A 22871-nucleotide genomic window follows, 5' to 3' on the forward strand; every position below is an offset into this window, starting at 1 on the left:
CGGGAGGCAACTGTGGATCCGGTACCGGTTCTGGTCGTGGGCGCGGGCCCGGTCGGCATGGTCACCGCGCTGGCGCTCGCCCGTCACGGCGTCGCCTGCGTCCTCGTCGACCAGGGCTTCGAGACGTCGGTCCATCCCAAGCTGGACTACGTCAACGCCCGCAGCATGGAGTTCCTCCGCCAGTTCGGCCTCGCCGACGACGTCCGTGCCGCCGGCGTCGCGCCCGAGCACCGGGCCGACGTCATCTGGTCGACCGGCCTGGCCGGTGAGCCGATCACCAGGTGGGGCCTGCCCTCGGTGACGCAGGAGTGGCGCCGCATCGCCGAGCACAACGACGGCACCGAGCCGGCCGAGCCCGGCCAGCGGATCTCCCAGATCGACCTGGAACCGGTCCTGCGGGCCCGCTGCCGGCGGGAGCCCCTTGTCGACCTGCGCCTCGGCGTGCGGTTCGACTCGCTGACCCAGGACGACGCGGGGGTCACCAGCGTCCTCGCCGACGACACCGGCGGCGAGGTCCGGGTGCGGTCGGAGTACGTGGTCGGGTGCGACGGCGCGTCGAGCCAGGTCCGCCGGTCCGTGGGCATCGGCGAGGAGGGCTTCGACGTGCCCGGCCTGCCGGGCGCCTTCATGGTGCACTTCACCAGCCGGGACCTGGACAGCCTGCACCGGCACGGCCGGTTCTGGCACTACTTCGCGTTCCGGTACGTGATCATCGCGCAGGACGAGGTGGACACCTGGACCGCGCACGTCAACGGCGTCGACCCGAACGAGTTCGACGAGCCGCCGGCCGACCCGGAGGCGTTCCTGCTCGACACGATCCGCACCGAACTGCGGATCGACAAGGTGCTGCTCACCTCGCGCTGGCGTCCCGGCTTCATGCTCGCCGACAGGTACCGCGCCGGCCGGGTGCTCCTCGCCGGTGACTCGGCGCACCGGATGTTCCCCACCGGCGCGTACGGCATGAACACCGGCATCGGTGACGCCGTCGACGTCGCCTGGAAGCTCGCCGCGGTGCTCCGGGGCTTCGGCGGCCCCGCGCTGCTCGACAGCTACGACGCCGAACGCCGCCCGGTGGGGCGGCGCAACATGCACACCTCGCACCGGCACCTGGGCGTGCACCTGCGGGCGGGCGAGCTGCTGCGCGGCGGCGCCCCGCTGCCGTCCGTCGCGGCCTTCCTCGACGCGGAGCGGGGCGAGAACGAGTACCGGGGGATCGAGCTCGGCTACCGCTACTCCGGCTCGCCGGTGCTCTGGCCGGAGGGCCCGGGGGGACCCCCGGACGACCCGCGGGCGTACACCCCGACGACCTGGCCCGGCGCCCGCCCGCCCAGCCTCCTGCTGAGCGACGGGCAGCAGATCTTCGACCGGTTCGACCCGGCCTCGTTCACCCTCGTGGACTTCACCGGTGACGGCGCCGCCGGCCCGCTGCTGGCGGCGGCTGCCGCGCGGGGGCTCCCGGTCACCCACACCGTGGTGACCGACCCCCGGGCTCGTGAGCTGTGGGAACGCGACCTCGTCCTGCTGCGGCCGGACCACCACGTCGCCTGGCGGGGAAACACCGCGCCGCCGGACCCCGACGCCGTGGTCCAGCGCGTGCGGGGTGGCGGATAGGCGCGACGTGCCGTCACCGGCGGCCGGGTCACGCGCACACGCGACGGGCCGGTCCGGCTGACTCTCGACTGGAGGACAGATGCAGCAATCCGGTTCAACGGCGGAACGCAGCCCACTCGGGCCGTGGGAGGGCATGCCGGCGGTCCAGCAACCGGACTGGCAGGACCACCCGGCGTACGCGGAGACCTGTCAGGCGTTGGCGTCGGCCCCGCCGCTGGTCCCACCCGGGGAGGTACGGGGGTTCCGGCAGCTGTTGTCGGAGCTGGCGTCGACCGACGGGCTCCTGCTGCAGTTGGGCGACTGCGCCGAGAGCCTCTACGAGTGCACCCCCCGGCACACCTCGGACAAGATCGAGGTCATCGACCGGCTGGGGGACCGGCTCAGCGAGCTCACCGGGCGCAACGTGCTGCGGGTGGGCCGGATGGCCGGGCAGTTCGCCAAGCCCCGGTCGCAGGCGACGGAGTGGCACGACGCGCTGAGGATCCCCTCCTTCCGCGGCCACATGATCAATTCCGAGCTGGCCGCGCCCGGTACGCGCAAGGCCGACCCGCGCCGCATGTGGTGGGCGTACGAGGCGAGCGACCGGGTGCAGCGGGTCCTGCGCGCCCACCGGGAGGGCAACCGGCGTGCCGCGCGGACCGAGGGGCCGTGGTCGAGCCACGAGGCCCTGGTCGTCGACTACGAGTCCCGCCTGATCCGCCGGGACCCGGACACGGGCGAGCACTACCTGGCGTCGACCCACCTGCCGTGGGTGGGGGAGCGGACCCGCCGGTCCGCCGAGGCGCACGTGGCCATGCTGTCCACAGTGGCGAACCCGGTCGGCTGCAAGATCGGGCCGGACGCCGACCCGGACGACGTCCTGCGGGTGTGCGAGGCGCTCGACCCGCGGCGCGATCCGGGCCGTCTCGTCCTGATCCCGCGGATGGGCCGGGACCGGATCCGGGAGTCCCTGCCGCCGATCGTCCGCGCGGTGGTGAACGCGGGGCACCCCGTGCTCTGGCTGAGCGATCCCATGCACGGCAACACCGTCAAGGCCTCGGTCGGCCTGAAGACGCGCCACCTCTCCGACGTGGTCAGCGAGGCACTGTGGTTCCGCGACATCCTCGACCAGCAGCGGCAGCACGCCGCCGGGCTGCACATCGAGGTCGCCGCCACCGACGTGACCGAGTGCGTCGGCGGTTCGGTGGCCGGCGAGGAGGACCTGGCGCGGCACTACACCTCGCTGTGCGACCCGCGGCTCAACCCAGGTCAGGCCACCGAGCTGATCGAAGCGTGGGCCAAGGACACCGCGACGGTCGGCCCGGGGCCGCGGCGCTGCGGCCCTTCGGCGCGGCCAGAGGTCGCCGCCTGACGTCGCCGGTCTTTGCGCCGGCCGTTTCCGAACTGCGGGAAAATTGACAGAAGGAGACCTGCCGGAGCAAATTCGGCCAGGCTAGCCGCGCCGTAGTTCGTCGTCCACTACTTGCGTGGGTAGTGTCAACTACCCGTGCCGGGACCGTCGGTGGTGTTGCTCAGCAGGAATCCCATCGCAATGATGTGTGAGAAGGCGTAATCCTTCGATCGGTGACGCGCGTACCTCATCCTATCCGCACTGAATCCTGTCTCAGCTGAAGCGAGTGTTTCCAATGTGGGGCAGCTCAAACACGCTGGAAGTGAAGGGCAACGACGAGAGATTCCCCCTGCCCGATGCAGCTACGGAGGATCGGTCTGTGCTTGGCGAGACGGTTCCGGTTTCCGCGCTGCTGCCCGGTGACTCCCCGCGGCTGGCGGGCGAGAACGTCGAGCACATCCGGCTGCTGGCCGCGATGCACGACCTCCCGCCGATCCTGGTGCAACGCGGCACGATGCGGGTGATCGACGGCATGCACCGGCTGCGGGCCGCCAAGCTGCGCGGCGACGAGACCGTGCGGGTGACGTTCTTCGACGGCGACGACGCCGCGGCGTTCCTGCTCTCGGTCGACGCCAACATCAAACACGGGCTGCCGTTGTCCCGCGCCGACCGGGAGGCCGCCGCCACCCGCATCCTGCGGTTGTATCCGCAGTGGTCGGACCGCGCCGTCGCCGCGGCGGCCGGGCTGTCACCGACCACGGCGAGCGGCATCCGGCGCCGCCTGCTGCAACCGGCGGCGCGGGAGGGCAGCCGGGTGGGACGGGACGGGCGGGTGCGCCCGCTGGACGGCTCGGCGGGCCGGCGGCGGGCCAGCGCGGTCATCGCGCTCCGGCCGGACGCGCCCCTGCGTGCCATCGCGCAGGAGGCCGGGGTGTCGGTGGGCACGGCGCGGGACGTGCGCGCCCGGTTGCAGGCGGGCCGGGACCCCGTCCTGACCCCGCAGCGACCGGCGGCCGAGCCCGAGCCAGCCGCCGACGACGGGCCGGAGGCGCGCAGACGCCGGCTCGGCCAGCCCTCCGCGCCGCCTGTCGACTGGCCGGCGGTACGGGGCAACCTGATCCGGGACCCCGCGGTGAAGTACGCCGAGGTGGGCCGGGCCTTCGTCCGCTGGGCCGACGGGCACGTGGTGGACCCGGCGGCCTGGCGCGAGTTCGTCGACGCCGTGCCGCCGTACTGGCGCAAATCGGTGGCCGAGCTGGCCCGTTCGTGCGCCAGTGCCTGGCTGGCGTTCGCCCAGGAACTGGAGGACCGGGCGTGAAAATGCGGCCGGCATATTTACGGCGGTTGCCGACAGTGCGTCGCATTCCACTGTCGCGGCCACTACCCGATCGAGTAGTGGACCGGCTTGAATAACGCGCGTTAATGTTCCTTCGATCCGCTGCCCTCATTTTTCGGTGAGCACATTTTTGCGGCGGTCCAATGGAGAGGAGAATTCCCGGTGAACATTCTGAGGCGGCCGCGGAAACGGCATCTCGGGGGTGTCGCGGCCGTCGCCGCGGCGATCGCCCTGGTGGCGTCGCTGACAAACGGTGTGGCGGCTGCCCCGCAGGCGCCGACCTTCGACCTCGACAACGGGAACGCCCTGACCGACGTCATCTACCCGGCCCTCAACACCGAGCCGCGGGTCGAGTACAGCGGCCGGCCCGGGTCCTGGGCCGCGGACCGCGCCATGCTCATCGAACTGCCGTGGTTCGACGCCCTGGCGGCGTACCACCCCACCGCGGTCGGCATCTTCTCCACCATCGGCCGCCGTCCCGCCGAGGAGCACACGACGCGCAACAAGAACATCGCCGTCATCTACTCGGCCTACACCTCGCTCAGCAACCTCTACCCCCAGCACGAGGCGACCTGGCAGCGGATGATGGCCACCGCGGGCCTGGACCCGGCCGTCACCGCGGAGGACCGGACCACCGCCAGCGGCATCGGCATCCTCGCCGCGAAGAACGCGATGGCGGCGCGCCGGAACGACGGCACGAACCGCGACGGCGACGCGGGCGGCCGTCGCTACAACCGTGAGCCGTACGCCGACCACACCGGCTACCGGCCGGTCAACAGCCCGTACGAGCTGCGCTTCCCGTCGCGCTGGCAGCCGAACACCATCTCCAAGCGCGAGGTCGTCCTGACGCAGGAGTTCGCGACGCCCCAGTTCGGCCGGGTCAAGCCGATCACCTTCGAGCGGCCCGAGCAGTTCCGGCTCACCCCGCCGCCGAACCACCACCTGTTGAACCCGAAGGGCTACCGGAAGCAGGCCGACGAGGTGCTGCGCGCCTCGGCGGGCCTGGACGACCGCAAGAAGATGAGCGCGGAGATCTTCAGCGACAACATCACGCCGTACGGCGCCATCGCGCACACGCTCCTGCGAGGCCGGTACAACACCGAGGACTCCGTCCGGTTCATCGTGATGACTGACGTCGCCGGGTTCGACGTGGCGATCGCGTCCTGGTACTACATGCGCAAGTACGACTCGGTGCAGCCGTTCAGCGCGATCCGCCACCTGTACCCGAACAAGAAGCTGACCGCGTGGGGCGGCCCGGGCCGGGGCACCGTCAACGACATCACCGGCACCCAGTGGCGCAGCTACCTCAGCTCGGTCGCCATCGCGGCTCCGGATTACCCGTCGGTCAACGCGGCGGTCTGCGTCGCCTACGCCCAGGTCGCGCGCCGGTTCACCGGCACGGACAAGCTGACCGTCGTGATCCCGGTCCGCAAGGGCTCCTCGATCGTGGAACCGGGCGTGACCCCGGCCGCCGACATGATGCTCACCTGGAACAGCTACTCGGAGTGGGCCGCCGAGTGCGGGCAGAGCCGGGTCTGGGCCGGCGAGAACTTCCCCGCCTCGGTCGCGGCCGCCGACCAGTACGCGCCGCAGATCGGCGACCGTGCCTTCGACTTCGTCCAGAGCAAGCTGAACGGGCGCTGACGCCCGCGTACCGGTCCACGCTGCCGGCCGCGCCCACGGGCGCGGCCGGCAGTACGCGTTCCGACCCCCTCGCAAGATGGCTTGTATAGCAAGGTATCTTGCGATGCATGGACGGGGCACGTGAGCGGATCACCACGAACATCCGCAAGGGCGTGCTGGAGTGCTGCGTGCTCGCCCTGCTCTCGCGGCGCGACATGTACGGCCTGGAACTGGCCGACTGGCTTGCCGTCCGCGGTCTGACCGCGAGCGAGGGCAGCCTGTATCCGCTGCTCGCCCGCATGCGGCAGGCCGGCTCCGTGCAGACCCGGTGGGTGGCCCCCGAGCAGGGGCACGCCCGGCGGTACTACGCGATCACCGACCAGGGGCGGGCGCACCTGCGGGTGTTCGCGGCGGTGTGGCAGGAGATCCAGCCGCACGTGGACGAGCTGATGGGGGAGGAAGCATGAGCGACGACGGCCTCCCGGAGGCGGCGTGGACCTATCTGCGCGCGCTCGACGCGGAGTTGTCCGACGTCCCGTCCGGCACGGCGGAGGAGATCGTCGCGGATGTCCGCGCGCACATCGCCGACGCCCTCGACAGCGGACGGAGCGCCGACGAGATCCTCGCCGGCCTCGGCGCCGCGCGGGACGTGGCCCGGCAGGCGCGGGAGGAACTGGGGCTGCCGGCCCAGGACCGCCCGGCCCGGGCCGGACGGACCCTGTCCCTGGTCGCGGTGGCGGTCGGCGTGCTGATCGCCGTGTGCGTGAGCTTCCTGCTGCCGTCCGCAGTGCCGGTGGAGCCGATCCAGGCCGACCCCGGCGAGCAGGGCGTCCTCCGCCGGCTCGGCCCGGGAATCGCGCTGCTCACGCTGCTGCCGGCGCTCGTCGCGGCCGCGCCGCTCGTGGCGCCCGCCCGGGTGCGTGCCGGGGTACGGTTCGCCGGCGCGACGGTCCTGACGATGTTCGCCTGCGCGGCCGGTGAGACGGGCCTGTACTACTTTCCGCTCGCGCTGATGGCCTGGGCGGCGGCGATCGTGCCGTGGGCCCTGCGGCGCGGAGCCGGTGGACGGTGGTGGCGCTATCTGACCGGTGGGTTCGTGGCGATGCCCGGCGTGCTGGTGGCGGTCGCGTCGGCCGGTGGCTCGGTCGGCATCGGCTGGGTCGGCGCGGCGCTGTGGATCGCCGGGCCGCTCGCGGCCGGCGCGCTGTGCGCCTACGGGATCCGGGCCGGCTACGCCGTGACCGCGCTGGCCGGCGCGCTGGTCATGGCGCTCTCGATGGCCGAGCGTGGCTTCCTGTTCGCCGCCTTCTGGCTCTTCGGCGGGCTGTACCTGGCGCTCGGCGCCGCCGGGTACGCGGTGGCGCGGCCGCCCGAGGGCGACCCCGCCACCTCGCGGGCGGCCGACGGCGACCCCACCTCATCGCCCGCCGACGGCGACCCCGCCGGGACGCCCGGCCCGCCGGCCCGACCCGCGCCGGCCGCGGAGGTGGACCCGCCCGCCGCGGCGCCGGCCGGCTAGGCCGCGACGGCCTGCGGGTCGCCGGCGGCGTCGTGCGCGGCCATCGCCTCCTGGCGTCCGGGCTCCTCGCGCAGGATCGCGGCGTGCAGCCAGGCGTCCGGGATGGCGAAGCCGTCCACGAGCGTGCGCATGTACGGGCGCAGCTCCTTGAGCAGCCCGTTCACCACGCTGGTGATCGTCTTCGAGCGGGCCGGCGTGAGCCGGCCGTGCTCCAGCAGCCAGCCCTTGTTCGCCTCGATCACGCTGAGCGCGTACAGGTCGCAGACCCGGGAGAGCAGCTCCTTGACCGCCGGGTCGGTGGTGGCGTCGATCCCGGCGACGAACGCCTCCAGCGTCACCCGGTCGATGTGCGCCGCGGCGACGGCGAGGACGTGGTCCTGGACGTCGTTGAAGATGTCGAAGGGACGGTCCTTCTTGGTCGACGCGCCACCGCGCAGGCGGCGCACCGCGCTGTCGAGCAGGTGCTCCTCGCGGTCCTCGAAGAGCTTGAGCTGCCAGCCCCGGTCGGTGACGGCGACCTCGTCGTCGCGGCCCGGCACCGCGCTGACCAGACGTGCGATCAGCGCCCGCGCGGCGGTGCGTTCCAGCACCATCTCGCGTACCTGCTCGGCCACGAAGGAGGCGCGTCCCCAGCCGTCGAGCGAACCGAACTCGTCCCGGTAGCCGGTCAGCAGCCCCTTGGCGACCAGTTGCAGCAGCACCGTGTTGTCGCCCTCGAAGGTGGTGAAGACATCGGTGTCGGCCTTGAGGCTGGGCAGGCGGTTCTCGGACAGGTAGCCGGCGCCGCCACACGCCTCCCGGCAGATCTGGATGGTGCGGGTGGCGTGCCAGGTCTGCGCCGCCTTGAGGCCGGCGGCCCGGGACTCCAGCTCCCGCTGCCGGTGCTCGTCGACCGGCCCGTCGCCGCCCTGGATGTCGTCGAGCGCCGCGACCAGCTCCGCCTGGGCGAAGGTCAGCGCGTACGTGGTGGCCAGCGCGGGCAGCAGCTTGCGCTGGTGCGCCAGGTAGTCGTTGAGCAGCACCTCGCGGTCGCCGTCGGCGTCGCTGAACTGCCGGCGGATGTCGCCGTAGCGCACCGCGATGGCCAGCGCCGACTTGGTGGCCGCCGCCGCCGCGCCGCCCACGCTCACCCGGCCCCGCACCAGTGTGCCCAGCATGGTGAAGAAGCGCCGGGAGTCGTTCTCGATCGGGCTGGAGTACGTGCCGTCCTCGGCGACCTGCGCGTACCGGTCCAGCAGCATGTCCCGCGGCACCCGCACGTGGTCGAAGCTGAGCCGCCCGTTGTCCACGCCGAGCAGGCCGGCCTTGGGTCCGGCGTCGCCGATGGTCACGCCGGGCATCGGCTTGCCGTGCTCGTCGCGGATCGGCACCAGCCAGGCGTGCACCCCGTGGCGTCGCCCGCCGGTGACGAGCTGGGCGAAGACGACAGCCATCCGCCCGTCCCGGGCCGCGTTGCCGATGTAGTCCTTGCGTGCCGCCTCGTGCGGGGTGTGCAGGTCGAAGGTCTGCGTCTGCGGGTCGTAGACGCAGGTGGTGCGCAGTTGCTGCACGTCCGAGCCGTGGCCGGTCTCGGTCATCGCGAAGCAGCCGAAGAGCCGGCCCGCGACGATGTCCCGCAGGTAGGCGTCGTGGTGCCGCTTCGTGCCGAGGGCGGCGACCGCGCCGCCGAACAGGCCCCACTGCACGCCGGCCTTCACCATCAGTGACAGGTCCACCTGGGCCAGCATCTCGGTGGCGACGATCGACGCGCCCACGTCGCCGCGGCCGCCGTACTCGGCGGGGAAACCGGAGGCGATGCCCAGCTCGACGGGGAGTTCGGACAGCAGCCGGGTGATGCGCTCGCGGGCCTGGTCACCGGTCTCGCCGTACACCGGGAGGAAGCGTTCGTCGAGGTGTTCGCGGTGCGCCCGGCGGACCTCGGCCCACCGGCCGTCGAGCGCTTCCCGCAGGCGTGTGATGTCGATGCGGCCGGATGCGTGATCGAGCATTGTCACTCCTCGGGGCAGCGGACATTTGCGTATACTCTCGGCCTGATCAACATTACCGGCGGTGATCGCGTCCCGCTGGCGGAGCGCGTGGTGAGCCCGGCCACCCCCGGCGGTTCGGCCACCCGTGAAGCTGAGGTTAGGCTGTCCTCACTTCACAGCACTGGAGGCATCCCCTCGTGTCCCCGCTTCCCCCCGGCAGCGCCGTCACCGCCCGGCACGTGCTCCGCCAGGCGCTGCGCCGCCAGCGCCGCCCGGTGCTGATCGGCGTGACCCTGCTCGGGCTGCACCAGGTCACCGAGGCGCTCGTGCCGGTGGCGATCGGCGTCATCATCGACCGGGCCGTGGTGACCGGCGACCCGTGGGCGCTCGCGTACTCCGTCGCCGGCCTCGCCGCCCTGTTCACCGTGCTGGCGTTCGCCTACCGCAACGGCGCCCGCCAGGCGTTCGCGGCGGTGGAGCGGGAGGCGCACCTGCTGCGTGTCGAGCTGGCCGAGCGCGCGCTCGACCCGCGCGGGCACCGCTCCGGCCTGCGCGACGGCGAGCTGCTCTCGGTCGCCGCCTCCGACGCCGAACTCTCCGCGTACGTGGTCCGGGTGGCCGGCTTCGGCGTCGCCGCGGTGAGCGCGCTGACCGTCGCGGCGGTCGCGCTGCTGGTCATCGACGTCCCGCTCGGACTCGGCGTGCTCATCGGCGTACCGGTGCTGGTCCTGGCGCTGCAACGGATGGCGCCGCTGCTGTCCCGGCGCAGCGCCTCCCAGCAGGAGGCCCTCGCGGAGACCACGGCGCTCGCCGTGGACCTCGTCTCCGGCCTGCGCGTGCTGCGCGGCATCGGCGCCCAGCACCACGCCGCCGGCCGGTACGCCGAGGCCAGCCGGCGCGCCCTCGCCGTGACGCTGCGTGCCGCCAACACCAAGGGCCTGCACCTCGGGCTCACCACCGCCGTGAACGGCCTCTTCCTCGCCGCCGTCGCCGGGGTCGCCGGCTGGCTCGCGCTGCGCGGCCGGCTCACCATCGGCGAGCTGGTCACCGTGGTCGGTCTCGCGCAGTTCGTCGCCGAGCCGGTGCAGACGCTGGGCTACTGCGTACAGCTGTTCGCGATGGCCCGCGCCTCCGCCGCCCGGGTCGGGCGCGTGCTCGGCGCCGAGCCGCTGACCCGGCCGGGCAGCGCGCCCCGGCCGGACCGCACGGACGGGCCGCGGCTCGTCCTCGACCACGTCGGCCACGCCGCGCTGGACGGGGTGTGCCTGCGCGTCGACCCGGGAGAGATCGTCGGCGTCCTGGCGTACGACCCGGCCGACGCGGACGCGCTGGTGGCGCTGCTGTCCGGGCGGGTGCCCGCCGACCGGCGCCGGGGCACGGTACGCGTCGACGGCGTACCCGCCGACGACCTGGACGTCGACGCGCTGCGCGGCGCCGTCCTGGTCGAGCCCCACGACGTGACGCTGTTCGAGGGAACCGTGGCCGCCAACCTCGCCGCCGGGAGCAGGACCGAGGAGGGGCGCCTGCGCGCCGCGGTCCGGGCGGCCGCGGCGGACGACGTGGTGGACGCGCACCCCGGCGGCCTCGGCCACCGGCTCGTCGAGCGGGGCGCCAACCTCTCCGGCGGGCAGCGCCAGCGGCTCGGGCTGGCGCGGGCGCTGCACGCCGACCCGCCGGTGCTGGTGCTGCACGACCCCACCACCGCCGTGGACGCGGCCACCGAGGCCCAACTCGCCGACGGACTGGCCGGCGCGCGCCGCGAAGCGCCCCGGGGCACGCTGCTGGTCACCAGCAGCCCCGCCCTGCTGCGGATCACCGACCGGGTGGTGGTGATCGCCGACGGCCGGGTGGCCGCCGAGGGGACGCACGAGCACCTGCTGGCCACCGACGCCCGCTACCGCGAGGAGACACTGCGGTGACCGCTGACCCGCGTACCGCCGAACCCACGCGGGTGTTGCTGCCCACCGCGACCGCCCGGCGGACCTGGACGACGCTCGGCGCGGAGTTCCGCCGGCGACCCGGCCTCAGCGCCGCCGCGACCGCCGTGCTCGTCGCCGCCGCCACCGGCGGGCTGGTCGCGCCCTGGGTGCTCGGCCGCCTCGTCGACGACGTCATCGCCGACGCCCCGGTCTCCCGGATCGCCGGCCGGGTGGCGGTGATCGCCGGCGCGGCAGTGCTCACCGGGCTGCTCACCGCCGCCGGGGCCGCGCTCGCGTCCCGCCTGGGGGAGACGGTGCTGGCCCGGCTGCGCGAGCGGGTCCTCGACCGGGCGCTGCACCTGCCCTCGGCGACGCTGGAACGGGCCGGCACCGGCGACCTGCTGGCCCGGGTCGGTGACGACGTGGCGGTGGTGACGAACGTGATCGCGGTCAGCGGCCCGGCGTTCGTCGGCGCGCTGCTGTCCGTGGTGCTGACCGTGTTCGGGCTGGTCGCGCTCGACTGGCGGCTCGGCCTCGCCGGGCTGGTCGCCGCGCCCGCCTACGCGCTGGCGCTGCGCTGGTACCTGCGCCGGTCGGCGCCGTACTACGCCCGCGAGCGCGTCGCCACCGGCGAGCGGACGCAGGCGATGGCCGGCGCGCTGCGTGGCGCGGCCACCGTGCGCGCGTACCGGACCGAGGACGCGCACGTCGCGGCGATCGCCGAGCGCTCCGGCGTGGCGCGCGACCTGTCGCTGGAGATCTTCAACCTGCACACCCGGTTCGGGCTGCGGATCAACAGGTCGGAGTTCCTCGGCCTGGCCGCGGTGCTCGTCGCCGGGTTCTTCCTGGTCCGCGCCGACCTGGTCACAGTGGGCGCGGCGACCACCGCCGCGCTCTACTTCCACCGGCTGTTCAACCCGATCGGCCTGCTGCTGATGGAGTCCGACTCGGTGCTGCAGGCCGGCGCGAGCCTCGCCCGGCTGGTCGGCGTGGCCACGCTGCCCGACACCGCCCCGTCCGGGCCCGCGCCCTCGTCGGCCGGGCGGCGCGGCCCGGCGGCGCTCGACGTCACGGTCCGCCGGCACCGCTACGACGACGACGGCCCCCTGGTCCTGGCCGACGTCGACCTGCGCCTGGCCCCGGGGGAGCGGGTCGCGCTCGTGGGCGCCAGCGGCGCGGGCAAGAGCACGCTCGCCGGCATCGCCGCCGGGATCATCGCGCCCACCGACGGGTCGGTGCGCCTGGGCGGCGTGCCGCTGACCGAGCGGGGCGAGCACGCCGTGCGGCGCGACGTCGCGCTGGTCAGCCAGGAGGTGCACGTCTTCGCCGGGCCGCTCGCCGAGGACCTGCGCCTGGCCGCCCCGGACGCCACCGACGCCGAACTGCTCGACGCGCTGGACCGGGTCGGCGCCACCACCTGGCTGCGCGCGCTGCCGGACGGGCTGGCCACAGCGGTCGGCGAGGGCGGCCACCGGCTCACCGCCGCGCAGGCCCAGCAGGTCGCCCTGGCCCGGCTGGTGCTGGCCGCGCCCGCCGTCGCCGTGCTGGACGAGGCCACCGCCGAGGCCGGCAGCGCCGGAGCGCGTGACCTGGACCGGGCGGCGCTGGCCGCCACCGAGGGACGGACCACGCTGATCGTGGCGCACCGGCTCAGCCAGGCGGTCGCCGCCGACCGGATCGTCCTGCTCGACCACGGGCGGATCGTGGAGCAGGGCACGCACTCGGAACTGCTCGCCGCCGACGGCCGGTACGGGCATCTGTGGCGCTCCTGGAGCGTCCCGGTATGATCGCGCACCGCCCATCGGCCCAGGTGAGGGGAACATGACCGACGCGCCGGCCCGCTTCGTGCTCTTCCCGGGGCGGCACCACCTGCTGACCCGGTTCCAGGCCGGCTACCTGCGGCGGCTGGCCGGGGACGACGCCACAGTGGTCTGGGCGGTGACGTCGGCCAACCACGAGAACACCAGGCGCAACCCGGTGCCGTACCACCGGCGCGAAGCCGCGATCGAACGGTTCAGCGTGCTGAGCGGGCTGCGCTCGGTGGTGGTGCCGGTCTTCGACACCGCGTACACCGACGCGTTCGCCGAGGTGACGCTGAAGTCCATCGCGGTGGCCACCGGGCTCGAACTCACCCCCGCCGACACCGTGCTGGCCTGCTCCACGCCGGAGGTCGCGAAGCTGTACGAACGTCTCGGCTTCCCGATCGCGCAGGTCGAGGCGGACCCGGACCTGCCCGAGCCGCCCGAACGGCCGTGGGACGTGCTGCTGCGCCTGGCCGCCGGGGACGAGACCTGGCGCGCGCTCACCCACCCGGCCACCATCGACGTGTTCGAGCGCTACCGCCTGGTCGAGTCGATCCGGTCGGTGGTGAACGACCCGCTCGTCGGCGACGAGGGCGGTCTCACAGTGACCCGCGACTACCGCACCTACGTCGAGGCGTTCGCCACGGCCGCGCAGCGCAAGTGGGACTCGGTACGCCGGTACGTGCAGCCCGGACGCATCGTGGACATCGGCTGCGGCGCGGGCGCGGTCCTGGAACTCGCCGACCGGGAGGCCGCGCTGCGCGAGAGCGACCTGATCGGCGTGGAGGTCGCCCGCCACCTCTACCAGGAGTGCCTGCACAAGAAGGCGCAGGGCGTGTTCCGCAACGCCAACGTCTACTTCTTCCACCGCAACGTCCTCGGCGGCGCGGTGTTCAAGGACCGCTCGGTCGACACCACGCTCACCTTCGCGCTGACCCACGAGATCTGGTCGTACGGGCGGCGGCGGGAGTCGCTGCTGCAGTTCGCCCGCCGCATCCACGACCACACGGTGCCCGGCGGCGTCTGGATCAACAGCGACGTCTGCGGTCCGGACGACCCCCGGCGGCAGGTGCTCCTGCGGCTGTCCACCGACGACGGCGACAACCCGGCCGCGCCCCGCACCGACCTCGCCGAGCTGACCTCGGCGGAGGTCCGGCGTTACGTCGGCGGGCTGTCGACGCGGGCGCGGCTGGACCAGTTCGCCGTCGACTTCGCGTTCGGCTTCGACCACGAGCCGCTCCCCGACGGCGCGGTACGCCTGGCGCTGGGCGCCGCGATGGACTACCTGACCCGCAAGGACTACACGGACAACTGGCTGTCGGAGACGCAGGAGCAGTTCTGCGGCCTGAGCTTCGCCGACTGGACGGACCTGCTCACCGAGGCGGGGTTCGAGATCGGCCCGGCCTCGGCGCCGGTGCGCAACCAGTGGGTGATCGACAACCGGATCGCACCAGTGGCGTCCCTCACCGACCTCGACGGCGGGCCGCTGGACTGGCCGACCACCCACGTCCTCACCGTCGCCCACCGCCCCCGCAACCAGTGAGACCGACGGCGCCCGCCGCGTTCGGCGGGCGCCGTCGTCGCTCACCGGCTCAGCGCGATCCGGATCGCCAGGACGATCAGGATGAGCCCGGTCAGCCGTTCGATCACCAGCAGCACCGACGGCCGGGTCAGCCAGGGCTGCAACCTGTCGATGAGCATGATGTAGCAGGCCCACCAGAGCACCGCGAGGCCGATGAACGTGGCGGCGAGCACCGCCGTACGGGCCGCCGCACCGTCGCCGGGCTTGACGAACTGCGGCACGAAGGAGACGTAGAAGACGACCACCTTGACGTTCAGCAGCTGGCTGGTGACGCCCATGACGAACGAGCGGCGGGCCACGTGCGGCTCGTCGGCGGCCGGGGTGTCCGGCACCGGCGCGGGGCCGGTGTCCGTGTCCGGCCCGGCTCCGCCCGCGCCGACCGTGACCGGCTGCGCCGCCGGGACCGTCCGGCGCGGCCGGGTCGCCCAGAGGATGGTGCCGCCCAGGTAGAGCAGGTACAGCGCGCCGGCGACGCGCAGCACCGTGTAGAGCGTCGGCGAGGAGACCAGCAGGGCGGACAGGCCGGCGGTCGCGAACGACGCGTGCACCAGCGCGGCGACGAACAGCCCGGCCAGCACCACGAACCCGGCCCGCCGGCCGTACCTGACGGTCTGCCGGGTGACGAGCGCGAAGTCGACGCCCGGCACGATGATGATGAGCAGGCTGGCGGCGACGAAACTGATGATCTGGATGTCAGACACGACGCCGGCTCTCCTGTCCTCCGGCGAGCGCCGGCACTGCCTCCTCGATGACGGAGACGCCGCTGTCCTGGCGTGGTCCGTGCCGGCGCCACTGTTCCCGCAGCCGGATCCGGCCGTCCGGCAGCCGTTCGGGCCGGGACTCGCACTCGCCGACCACTATGGTGCCGTCGGTGAGCACCTCCAGGTAGGCGAAGCGCACCACGCCCTGCGCGTCGCAGGTGCCGGCCAGCCGGCCGTGCCGGACCGGGCCGCCGGTGATCTCCGCCCAGACCAGGTCGCCACGCTGGTGGTAGTGCCCCCGCAGCGGCTCGGCGCCGTCACCGGCGTCGTGGTCCACCGAGACGAAGACGCGGCCGTCGTAGTCGAATGTCGTCATCGCGCTCACGCCCACCGGGTGCTCACGTAGTCGTCACGGAACCGGCAGACCGTGCGGCCGGCGATCGAGTTCAGGATCATCGCGCTGCGGATCGGCAGGATGCTCAGGTTGGAGTCGACGAGCCCCTGCACGTACCGCCCCCGGTTCAGCACGAAGATCTTGTGGTCGTCGGCGTGCTTCCACCGGATCGAGTAGTCCGACTCGATGACCGGTTCGCCGCGCTCGTCCACGTCGATGAGCGCGGACAGCTCCGGATCGAAGGGCAGCGGGGCCAGCCGCCGTCCCGCCGCGACGATCACGTTCACCGCCCGGTGCCGTTCCTCGCCGCTGCCGGCGGTGAGGCACTCCAGCTCGACCTCCCCGTCGAGCTGCCGGGCGCCGGTCACGGTACGGCTCGGCATGATCGTGACCGGGAACCGTCCGGTCCGCAGCCGCTCCTCGTAGTTGTGCTGGTAGACGCCGCGCAGCGTGCCGGGGGAGATGCCGTCGCTGGTCAGGATCTGCCCGGAGACCAGCCGTTCCCGCACGTCGCGGGACAGGTTGAGGAACGCCTCCTGGTAGGCGGGCCGGTACAGGTCGTTCGCCGAGGGGGAGTCCTCCAGCGGCGCGAACCAGGACCGCCGCCCGATCCACTTGATGTCGCGGCAGCCGCGGGCGAGCAGGGCCGCGACGCACTCCGCGCTGGTCTGGCCGCTGCCGATCACGATCCACGGCAGGTCCGGCTCGTCGGGCACGCCGGCCAGGCGCCGGTTCAGCTCGTCGGCGACGAACAGGTGCCGGGGATCCAGGGCGTCCAGGAAGTCCGGTACGAAAGCGACGGTCCCGCTGCCGAGCACCAGGTGCTGGGAGCGGGCGACCTCCGTGCCGCCGCTGCGGGTGACGATCGCGCCGTCGAACTCGACCCGGTCGACGCGGGTGCCGTAGGTGATGCGCGGCAACTGTTCCGCCGCCCACACCAGGTACTGCTGGTACTCGATCCGGGGGATGGTGTCGAACCCGGCGCCCAGCAGGGCGTAGACCCGGCCGGTGGTGACCAGGTAGTTGAGGAACGACAGCGGGTGCGTCGGGTCGTAGAGCGAGACCAGGTCCTTGACCCAGCCGGTCTGCATGCGTACGCCGCTGTGCAGCATCCCGTCGTGCCAGCCCGGCTGGTCCCGCGCCTCGAACAGCGCGATGTCGTGCGGCGCGAGCGCATCGTACATCGCGGCGAGGCTCAGGTTCGCCGGCCCCGCGCCGATTCCCACTGTGTGATAGGTCTGCGTCATCAGTCTGCCTCTGTGTCTAGCCGTGCGGGACACGGATCGCGGATCGGGAGTTCAGCAGGGCGGTGGCGGCGAGCCGGCTGGCGGCCAGGACGGTCTTGGCGGCGCCGCCGCTGCCGCCGGTGAAGGTGTGCACGGTGCCGGCCACGGCGCGCAGGGCCAGGCCGGGCGGGTCGCTGTAGCAGTCGGCGGCGCTGACCGGCGGGCCGTCCGGGCGCGGGTCCAGGCCGGGCAGCCGCCGTGCGGCGACCGCGAGGACCCGCGCCGCCAGCCCGGTGTCCGGCGCGGGCGCCGGCGGGTCGACGTCCCAGCGGTCGCTGGGCAGTCCGAGAAGGACGCGCCCCGGACCGGCGGGCCGCCCGTACAGGCCGCTCGTCTCGTCGACGAAACACGGCAGGTCGGCCCGGCCGGTGCGGAGGTGGGCGTACTGGATGTGCTTGGTGCGCAGCGTGGTCGGCAGCCCGGCGGCGCGGAGCAGGCCCGGCGTCCAGGCCCCGGCCGCCACGACGACGAGGTCGCCGGTGAGCCGGCGGCCGTCGCGCAGCTCGACCGCGCCGTCGCCGAGGCGGGCCACCGGCGTGGTCTCGGTCCGGTCCAGGCCCCGCAGGACGCTGCGCCGCAACCGGTCCGGGTCGAGGTAGCCGGCCCCGGGCTCCCAGACCGCCACCGTGCCGTCCGGCAGCCGGTCGAAGCCGAACCGCCGGGCGACCTCGTCGCGGGTCAGCACCTCGGCCCCGGCCACGCCGGCCGCCGTCCCGGCGTCGAGCAGGTAGAGCGATCCGGTGGCCCGCCACCCGGCGGCCGTGGCGAGGGCCGGGTCGTCCAGCAGTTCGGCGAGGCTCGCGGTGGCCAGGGACCGGGCGGCCGGATCGGGCTCGAAGGCGCGTACCAGCCCGCCGGAGGCGGCGGTGGCGTCGGCGTGCCGGCCGCCCGGGCCGCCGCCGTGCGGGCCGATCAGCACCGCCTCGGCGCCCGCGTCCCGCAGCCGCCGGGCGAGCAGGGCGCCGGCGAGGCCGGCGCCGACGACGAGCACCCTGGGTTCACCCATCGGAGGCCGCCGGTTCCGCGCCGCCGACGACGCCGAGCAGGCGGGCCGCCCGGCCCGGGTCACCGGGGTACGCGGCCAGCGCCGCCCGGACGACAGTGGCCGGGTCGAAGTGCGCCAGGCGCAGCGCCTGCTCGCCCCGGGTCAGCTCGACGTCGGCGAGCACACCGTCCAGGCCGGGTACGGCGCCGGCGAGCGTGGCGGTGTAGCGAGCCTTGAACGCCTCGTACACCTCCGGCCGGAAGTCCGACTCGTAGCTGTCCGGCCGGTCCCAGCTCAGGAACGCCCGCACCACTGCGGGGTCCTCGCCGGACAGGAACTCGTGCGCCCAGATCGCGTGTCCCCGGCTGGTGGAGAACTTCGCGCCGGTGAGCCGGTAGAACTCGTTGACGACCAGGCCGGTCGGCCGGTCGGGCAGCCCGGCGGCCAGGTGCAGGGCCGGGATGAGCAGCGCGTAGTAGAAGGCGTTGTCCACCCCGAGGAAGATCCACTGCTCGTCCACGTCCCGCCACGCGTCGAGGTACCCGGCCAGCGTGTCCGCGTCCGGCCGCAGGTGGCGGGCGGGCAGCAGCAGGTTCGCAAGCGCCATCTCGGCCCAGACGTCGATGCGCAGGCCGTCGTCCCACTCGATGCCCCAGTCCGTCGGGTACGCCAATGGCACCTCCGGCAGCCCGCCGTCCAGGTACGACGCGACGAGCCGGCGCAGCCGGGGCGGCAGCACCGCCCCTGACCAGAACTCGGCGAGCCGTTCCCGGTGCTCGTCCAGCCGCAGCACCGGCACCGTGTGGGTGACCGGCTCCGGTGGCGCGTCGCAGCAGGTCGACAGCGCGTCGACCAGGTTCGCGGCGGTGCAGAAGCCGCCGCACCCCTCGCAGGTGCCGCCGTTCGCGCCGGCCCCGCAGGCCGGGCAGCGCCCGGCTACCCGGACGTGGTGCAGGGTCCGCCGGCAGGCCGCGCAGGCGCGCAGCGACACCGGGGCGACCTCGACCACCTTCGCCGCGACCAGTTCGGTGAGCAGGCCGGCCACCGCCCGGCGGTACGCCTCGTCGGCCAGCGGGTCGGCCATCACGTCGTAGCGGATGCGCGCGGCGCGCAGCGCGGCGTGGATCAGCGACCCGTAGCGGGCGACGGTGTCGGCGGGCGTCTCGCCGTGCGCCTCCGCCCGGGCGAGCACGTAGTTCTGGTGGGCGTCCAGCCCGCACTGGGTCACCACCCGGCGGCCGGCGGCGCGCAACGCGCGGGCCGCGACGTCCCCGGCGACGTACGGGCCGCTGAGGTGCCCCAGGTGCAGCGGACCGTTGGGGGTCGGCGGCGGGGTGACCAGGAGCACCGCGCCCCGCCCGGCCGGACCGTCAACCACGGTCGGTCCCGTCACCCGCGTCCGGCTGCCCGGTCTCGGGGCGCGGCATCCAGTAGACGCTCAGGATGGTGAGCGGCTGTTCGGGGGAGGGGTTGTGGATGACATGGCGCTGCTCGGGTTCGAGCAGGATCACCCCGCCGGTCGGCACCTCGACCTTCTCGCCGCCCGCCTCGTAGATGGCGGTGCCGCGGGTCACCACGGCGAACTCCACCTCGGGGTGGACGTCCTCGGTGCTGCTGCCGCCGGGCGGGATCACGCACCACATGGCGTCGAACGGCAACGGGCCGAGATCGCGGTACTGGGTCCAGCGGCCGATCTGGATGCCGTACTCGTCGGTGAGTTCGGCGGTGTCGCTGACGTACCTTCGCATGTTCGTCCTCCTGGACGGCGCGACGCCCGTCGGGCGCGCCGGACGGATCAGGGTTTGCGGAGAGTGACCGGAAGTTGTGCTTCTGCGACGCCGAGCCAGCCGCCTGCCGGAGTAGCAATTCGACTTCGGTCGATAGCGTCGGTCCCACTGTGGACCTAACCTCGTCTGGCCAACAGGCGCTTCACCGGCAGATCACCGGCAATGGCGCCGCTGACTGCCCGCTCAGTGGCCGCGGCGTGGTGGTCCTCCTGCACGAATCCACCAGAACCGGTACGGAGACGACGCTGTGATCGGCTACATGGATACGTTGGGTGACGAAATTGCTACCGCCCGGCGACGGGCCAACCTGACTCAGGAGGAACTGGCCGCCCGCACCGGACTGAGCGTCCGGAGCATCCGGAACCTGGAGTCGTCGCGGGTGACGCGCCCGCGCCCGGCGACCGTCCGGCTGCTGCGCGACGTGCTCGGCCTGCCGGCCCATCCGGCGCCGGCCCGGATCCGCCCCATGCAGTTGCCGCTGGAGATTCCCGGCTTCACCGGCCGGTCGGCACAACTGCGGCAACTCGACCGGCTGCTCGACGGCGGACCGCGGCGGATGTCCAGCGTCGTGGTGTGCGTCGTGATCGGACGTTCCGGGATCGGCAAGACGGCGCTGGCGCTGCGCTGGGCCCACCGGTCCGCCGCCCGGTTCGTCGACGGTGTGCTGCACGTCCAGCTCGGCGGCAGCGACCCGCGCCGGCCGGCGGTGACCCCCGCGGAGGCGCTCGGCAGCCTCATCGAGGCGCTCGACGTGCCCGGCGGCATTCCCTGCGGTCCGGCCGCGCGCGCCGGGCTGTACCGCAGCGTGCTCGCCGGGCGCCGGATGCTGATCGTGCTCGACGACGCGCGCGACGCCGACCAGGTGCGGCCGCTGCTACCCGGCGTCCCCGGCTGCATGGTGGTGGTGACCAGCCGGGACCGCCTCACCGGGCTGGTCGTCGGCGAGGCCGCGCGTCCGATCGTGGTGGACGAGCTGGCCGCCGGCGAGTCGTGGGAGCTGCTGGCGGCCCGTCTCGGCGAGCGTCGCCTCACCGCCGAACGCGAGGCGGTACGGCAGATCATCGCCCACTGCGCGGGCGTGCCCCGGGCGCTGGCGGTGGTCGCCGCCCGCGCCGCCGTCCAGCCCCGCCTGCCGCTCGCGGAGGTCGCCCGTCAACTGCGGTAGGACGCCACCGGTGGACCGGGGCGGTCGCGTGGCGGCGCGGCCGCCCCGGTCAGCGCCGGTCGGCGCGAGTGCCCGCGCGGGCGGCCACGTGGGCCGGCACCGGCGCGGTCGGCGGGAGCGCCGGATCGGTCACCGGCTGCTCCCAGCGGGCCACGAGCGGAAGCTCGCCGGCCCAGAGCCCGAGCGCGGCGTCCGGGCTGTCACCGTCGTCCGGCGGGCCGCTGCGCGTCTTCACCGACGCCTCGGCCAGCGGCAGCGCCAGCAGCGCGGTGGCCGCCAGTTCCCGCCGATTCGGGCGGCGGGCGTGGTCCCACTGGCCGGGGGCGGCGTGCTCGGTGAGCAGCCGCAGTCCGTGCAGCTTCTCCTCGGCGTCGGTCACCCACCGGGGCCGGCCGTAGACCATCGCGCTGCGGTAGTTGACGCCGTGCTCGAACACCGAGCGCGCCAGCACCAGGCCGTCGACCACGGTGACAGTGACGCAGACGTCGGTGTCGGTGGTGAGGCTCCGGCTGGCCACCGAGCCGTGCAGGTAGAGGTGCCGGTCGTCGAAGCCGTAGACGGTCGGCACCACCATCGGAGCGCCGTCGACGAGCACGCCGAGGTGGCAGACGAAGGCGGCCCGGAGCACGTCGAACAGGGCGGCGCGGTCGCGGTGCCCCTTCTCCTTCATCCGGCGCAGGGTGGTACGCGGTGTCGCGGACAACCGCTCGTCGGCATCGGTCACGGCTGATCTCCCGTCGGTCCCGCCGTTTCTACCGGGTCCGGCCGCGCTCCTCAAGAGCGGGCGGACGATCCGGGACGCGACGCGGTCGGGTCAGCGGGTGCGCGGGCGGTCCTGCGGCCGGCTGCTCAGCGGACCTTCTTCGTCGGTCGTTTGCGCGGCGGGGTCAACAACTCGGCGATCGCCGAGATCGCGGACGGCACCAGGCGGTAGTACGCCCACACACCTCGCTTCTCCCGCTCGATCAGACCGGCCTCGGTGAGGATCCGAAGGTGATGGCTGACGGTCGGCTGGGACAGCCCGAGCGGCGCGGTGAGGTCGCTGACGGACGCCTCGCCCTCCGGAGCGGACTGGATCAGGCTGAGCAGGCGTAGCCGGGCCGGGTCGGCGAACGCCTTCAGCACTCCCGCGAGCCGTTCGGCATCGGCGCGCTTGATCGGCTCGCCGGCAAGCGGCGAGATGGCAGGGGTGACAGTTTTCGCAGTTCCCACGCCTGCATCGTTGCACCAACGGCGGCCACCTGCCCGTGCAACCAGGACCGGATCATCGTCAGATGCACGCCGGGAGCCTGCTGACCTCCGTCCGGCCGCGGAACAACTCGCTGCGCGGGTCATGTCCGATGGCCCCGAAGCGCCGACGGGCGACGAGGGCGGGTGTCAGGCGGTGGGGTGCAGTTCGGCGAGCAGCCGTTCCACCCGGGTGCGGATCTCGTCCCGGATGGGGCGTACCGCGTCGACGCCCTTGCCGGCGGGGTCTTCGAGCTTCCAGTCCTCGTACCGCTTGCCCGGGAAGACGGGGCAGGCGTCACCGCAGCCCATGGTGACGATGACGTCGGAGGATTCCGCCGTCTCGTACCGGAGGAGCTTGGGGGTCTGGTCGGTGATGTCGATGCCGACCTCCCGCATGGCCTCGACGGCGGCGGGGTTGACCTGGCCGGCGGGCGCGCTGCCGGCGGAGCGGACCTCGACGGTGTCGCCGGCGAGGTGGCGCAGCCAGCCGGCGGCCATCTGGGAACGGCCGGCGTTGTGCACGCAGACGAACAGGACGCTGGGCTTGTCGCTCATCGGGTCTCCATGAATCTGGTGGTTGCCGCGCGGCGTGCCGCAGCGCAGTGGACGATGCCGGTGACGGCTTCGGAGACGC

At 73.7% G+C, this 22871-nt stretch carries 20 protein-coding genes; 10 read left to right on the forward strand and 10 right to left on the reverse strand.

Going from position 1 to position 22871, the window contains the following annotated elements; all coding sequences use genetic code 11:
* The first annotated feature begins 12 nt into the window (after positions 1-12).
* From AMK25_RS10330 to AMK25_RS10355, 6 genes are all read left to right on the forward strand, one after another.
* Positions 13-1611, forward strand: coding sequence for an FAD-dependent monooxygenase (locus tag AMK25_RS10330; protein ID WP_198937499.1), 1599 nt, complete (start codon positions 13-15; stop codon positions 1609-1611).
* 133 nt (positions 1612-1744) lie between these two features.
* Positions 1745-2962 carry a 3-deoxy-7-phosphoheptulonate synthase gene (locus AMK25_RS10335; RefSeq protein WP_206744911.1) on the forward strand — a complete coding sequence of 406 codons (1218 nt, stop codon included), beginning with the start codon at positions 1745-1747 and terminating at the stop codon, positions 2960-2962.
* A gap of 358 nt (positions 2963-3320) precedes the next feature.
* Complete coding sequence (locus AMK25_RS10340; protein WP_198937500.1) at positions 3321-4259, forward strand: ParB/RepB/Spo0J family partition protein; 939 nt, start codon at positions 3321-3323, stop codon at positions 4257-4259.
* 180 nt (positions 4260-4439) lie between these two features.
* Positions 4440-5921 carry a vanadium-dependent haloperoxidase gene (locus AMK25_RS10345; RefSeq protein WP_198937501.1) on the forward strand — a complete coding sequence of 494 codons (1482 nt, stop codon included), beginning with the start codon at positions 4440-4442 and terminating at the stop codon, positions 5919-5921.
* Between the two features lie 107 nt (positions 5922-6028).
* Entirely contained in the window at positions 6029-6367 is a 339-nt protein-coding gene (locus tag AMK25_RS10350) for a PadR family transcriptional regulator (RefSeq protein WP_073827950.1), read from the forward strand.
* On the forward strand, positions 6364-7419 hold the full coding sequence (locus AMK25_RS10355) for a DUF1700 domain-containing protein (protein WP_198937502.1): 1056 nt from the start codon (positions 6364-6366) through the stop codon (positions 7417-7419). Before AMK25_RS10350 ends, AMK25_RS10355 begins: the two co-directional genes overlap by 4 nt.
* Here AMK25_RS10355 and AMK25_RS10360 read toward each other — a convergent pair.
* Positions 7416-9407, reverse strand: coding sequence for an acyl-CoA dehydrogenase family protein (locus AMK25_RS10360; protein ID WP_073827951.1), 1992 nt, complete (start codon positions 9405-9407; stop codon positions 7416-7418). The two genes, AMK25_RS10355 and AMK25_RS10360, sit on opposite strands and share 4 nt — an antisense overlap.
* 176 nt (positions 9408-9583) lie before the next feature.
* Between AMK25_RS10360 and AMK25_RS10365 the strand changes: the two genes are divergently transcribed.
* Genes AMK25_RS10365 through AMK25_RS10375 form a run of 3 tightly spaced genes read left to right on the forward strand, consistent with a single transcriptional unit; the run spans position 9584 to position 14650 of the window.
* Complete coding sequence (locus AMK25_RS10365; RefSeq protein ID WP_073827952.1) at positions 9584-11305, forward strand: ABC transporter ATP-binding protein; 1722 nt, start codon at positions 9584-9586, stop codon at positions 11303-11305.
* Positions 11302-13092 (forward strand): ABC transporter ATP-binding protein, encoded by a 1791-nt coding sequence (locus AMK25_RS10370; protein WP_073827953.1) that lies wholly within the window; start codon positions 11302-11304, stop codon positions 13090-13092. Before AMK25_RS10365 ends, AMK25_RS10370 begins: the two co-directional genes overlap by 4 nt.
* Positions 13093-13126: 34 nt before the next feature.
* A complete protein-coding gene (locus tag AMK25_RS10375; protein WP_073827954.1) occupies positions 13127-14650 on the forward strand; it encodes a methyltransferase in 1524 nt (507 codons plus the stop codon).
* A 41-nt stretch (positions 14651-14691) separates the two neighbouring features.
* Here the strand turns inward: AMK25_RS10375 and AMK25_RS10380 are convergent, their stop codons facing one another.
* Genes AMK25_RS10380 through AMK25_RS10405 form a run of 6 tightly spaced genes read right to left on the reverse strand, consistent with a single transcriptional unit; the run spans position 14692 to position 19803 of the window.
* Positions 14692-15390, reverse strand: coding sequence for a LysE family translocator (locus AMK25_RS10380; RefSeq protein WP_073827955.1), 699 nt, complete (start codon positions 15388-15390; stop codon positions 14692-14694).
* A complete protein-coding gene (locus tag AMK25_RS10385) occupies positions 15383-15766 on the reverse strand; it encodes a hypothetical protein (protein ID WP_073828624.1) in 384 nt (127 codons plus the stop codon). The genes AMK25_RS10380 and AMK25_RS10385 overlap by 8 nt, the downstream gene beginning before the upstream one ends.
* Positions 15767-15771: 5 nt before the next feature.
* The gene (locus AMK25_RS10390; protein ID WP_073827956.1) at positions 15772-17031 is read right to left on the reverse strand and encodes a lysine N(6)-hydroxylase/L-ornithine N(5)-oxygenase family protein; all 1260 of its coding nucleotides are present in this window, start codon (positions 17029-17031) and stop codon (positions 15772-15774) included.
* Positions 17032-17047: 16 nt separating this feature from the next.
* Positions 17048-18076 (reverse strand): NAD(P)/FAD-dependent oxidoreductase, encoded by a 1029-nt coding sequence (locus tag AMK25_RS10395; RefSeq protein WP_073828626.1) that lies wholly within the window; start codon positions 18074-18076, stop codon positions 17048-17050.
* Positions 18069-19433 carry a class I tRNA ligase family protein gene (locus AMK25_RS10400; protein WP_073828625.1) on the reverse strand — a complete coding sequence of 455 codons (1365 nt, stop codon included), beginning with the start codon at positions 19431-19433 and terminating at the stop codon, positions 18069-18071. The genes AMK25_RS10395 and AMK25_RS10400 overlap by 8 nt, the downstream gene beginning before the upstream one ends.
* Positions 19426-19803, reverse strand: coding sequence for a cupin domain-containing protein (locus tag AMK25_RS10405; protein ID WP_073827957.1), 378 nt, complete (start codon positions 19801-19803; stop codon positions 19426-19428). Before AMK25_RS10405 ends, AMK25_RS10400 begins: the two co-directional genes overlap by 8 nt.
* A gap of 298 nt (positions 19804-20101) precedes the next feature.
* Between AMK25_RS10405 and AMK25_RS10410 the strand changes: the two genes are divergently transcribed.
* Positions 20102-21007, forward strand: coding sequence for a helix-turn-helix domain-containing protein (locus tag AMK25_RS10410; RefSeq protein ID WP_241826318.1), 906 nt, complete (start codon positions 20102-20104; stop codon positions 21005-21007).
* 49 nt (positions 21008-21056) lie between these two features.
* Here AMK25_RS10410 and AMK25_RS10415 read toward each other — a convergent pair whose 3' ends face one another.
* From AMK25_RS10415 to AMK25_RS10425, 3 genes are all read right to left on the reverse strand, one after another.
* Entirely contained in the window at positions 21057-21677 is a 621-nt protein-coding gene (locus AMK25_RS10415; RefSeq protein ID WP_198937513.1) for a pyridoxamine 5'-phosphate oxidase family protein, read from the reverse strand.
* A 179-nt stretch (positions 21678-21856) separates the two neighbouring features.
* Positions 21857-22219: an ArsR/SmtB family transcription factor gene (locus tag AMK25_RS10420; RefSeq protein ID WP_073827960.1), complete on the reverse strand. Its 363-nt coding sequence runs from the start codon at positions 22217-22219 to the stop codon at positions 21857-21859.
* A gap of 165 nt (positions 22220-22384) precedes the next feature.
* Positions 22385-22792, reverse strand: coding sequence for an arsenate reductase ArsC (locus AMK25_RS10425; protein ID WP_073827961.1), 408 nt, complete (start codon positions 22790-22792; stop codon positions 22385-22387).
* Between the last annotated feature and the right edge of the window lie 79 nt (positions 22793-22871).

This window comes from Micromonospora sp. TSRI0369 (assembly GCF_001905625.1).
Lineage (GTDB): Bacteria > Actinomycetota > Actinomycetes > Mycobacteriales > Micromonosporaceae > Micromonospora > Micromonospora echinospora_A.

Coding starts and splice junctions, on each gene's coding strand:
- AMK25_RS10390 (WP_073827956.1), bottom strand. CDS start 17,031: ATGACGCAGACCTATCACACAGTGGGAATCGGCGCGGGGCCGGCGAAC.
- AMK25_RS10425 (WP_073827961.1), bottom strand. CDS start 22,792: ATGAGCGACAAGCCCAGCGTCCTGTTCGTCTGCGTGCACAACGCCGGC.
- AMK25_RS10405 (WP_073827957.1), bottom strand. CDS start 19,803: ATGCGAAGGTACGTCAGCGACACCGCCGAACTCACCGACGAGTACGGC.
- AMK25_RS10385 (WP_073828624.1), bottom strand. CDS start 15,766: ATGACGACATTCGACTACGACGGCCGCGTCTTCGTCTCGGTGGACCAC.
- AMK25_RS10360 (WP_073827951.1), bottom strand. CDS start 9,407: ATGCTCGATCACGCATCCGGCCGCATCGACATCACACGCCTGCGGGAA.
- AMK25_RS10335 (WP_206744911.1), top strand. CDS start 1,745: ATGCCGGCGGTCCAGCAACCGGACTGGCAGGACCACCCGGCGTACGCG.
- AMK25_RS10410 (WP_241826318.1), top strand. CDS start 20,102: ATGGATACGTTGGGTGACGAAATTGCTACCGCCCGGCGACGGGCCAAC.
- AMK25_RS10355 (WP_198937502.1), top strand. CDS start 6,364: ATGAGCGACGACGGCCTCCCGGAGGCGGCGTGGACCTATCTGCGCGCG.
- AMK25_RS10350 (WP_073827950.1), top strand. CDS start 6,029: ATGGACGGGGCACGTGAGCGGATCACCACGAACATCCGCAAGGGCGTG.
- AMK25_RS10415 (WP_198937513.1), bottom strand. CDS start 21,677: ATGAAGGAGAAGGGGCACCGCGACCGCGCCGCCCTGTTCGACGTGCTC.
- AMK25_RS10395 (WP_073828626.1), bottom strand. CDS start 18,076: ATGGGTGAACCCAGGGTGCTCGTCGTCGGCGCCGGCCTCGCCGGCGCC.
- AMK25_RS10375 (WP_073827954.1), top strand. CDS start 13,127: ATGACCGACGCGCCGGCCCGCTTCGTGCTCTTCCCGGGGCGGCACCAC.